This is a genomic window from Sutterella massiliensis (genome assembly GCF_016899755.1).
In the GTDB taxonomy this organism is placed as follows: domain Bacteria; phylum Pseudomonadota; class Gammaproteobacteria; order Burkholderiales; family Burkholderiaceae_F; genus Sutterella; species Sutterella massiliensis.
On sequence record NZ_JACJJC010000136.1, the window covers coordinates 1 to 966 of the forward strand.

Here is a 966-nt window from a genome sequence, read left to right on the forward strand (position 1 = left end):
GGCCTTGCGCAACTTTGCGAAGAACCGCCCGTTCGGCTTCCGTGAGCTGCGCAAATCTGGCGGCAGGCGATGCGGCCTTTTCCTTTTCTCTTTCAACCCAGTCTTTGTTCGCCGCTTTTGCCACTGCTCGAAGCAGTTCCTCGGGGTGAAGCGGCTTCTGCAGAAAGTCCGCCGCCCCAAGCCGAAATGAATGGATCGCGAGATCCATATCGCCGTGTCCGGTCAAAACGATGACGGGGAGCCGGCAGCCGGCTTCGAGAAGTCGTTCCTGGAGTTCCGACCCGCTCATACCCGGCATTCGGATGTCCAGAACGATGCAACCGGGTCTTGCGGCATCAAAACGCGCAAGAAAATCCTCCGCATCGGCATAGGTCGCCGTCTGCCAGGATTCGAGCTGCAACAGGAGCTCAATATCGTGGCGAAGCTCTGCATCGTCGTCGACGATTCGGATCAGCGCATGGTGCCTCGACACGTTGTTCAGTTCACACATCGTCATTCCTTCGCTCGAGCGGAATCACCAGCGCTGCGCGCAAGCCCCCACCGGGCTTTCTCGCGAGCTCAAGCCGTCCGAAATGATCTTCTGCGATGCTCCTCACGATCGATAGGCCAAACCCAAGCCCTTTCGAAGAGAAGCTTTGCGAAGGCGCCTGCATGCTTTCGAAAATCTCGTCGGAAATCTCGGGGCCGTTGTCTTCCACCGATAAAACGACCTCCTTGGGCGGCTGTCCCTGCGCGCCAAGCGTGACAAGGACGCACGGCGCTTCTTTGCCGCGAACCGCCTTCACCGCATTCTGAAGTAGATTTGCAATCGCAAGCTCCAGCCCCGACGCAGAACCTTGGATCGCGAACGACCCTTCGTCGAGACGCAGCTCGATCAACCCAGCATTGTTGGGGTCGGACATGGTGAAATCTTTGACGGCCCCTTGAACAACTGCACCGAAATCAATCGGCCGGAGTTCTTCCTTT

General features: G+C 58.0%; 2 protein-coding genes. Both read right to left on the bottom strand.

The window, feature by feature from the left end:
- Nucleotides 1-490: response regulator transcription factor (locus H6A60_RS11775; RefSeq protein WP_205104853.1), on the bottom strand; the 490-nt coding region annotated here is incomplete at its 3' end.
- Nucleotides 483-966: sensor histidine kinase (locus tag H6A60_RS11780; RefSeq protein WP_205104855.1), on the bottom strand; the 484-nt coding region annotated here is incomplete at its 5' end. The genes H6A60_RS11780 and H6A60_RS11775, both read right to left, overlap by 8 nt.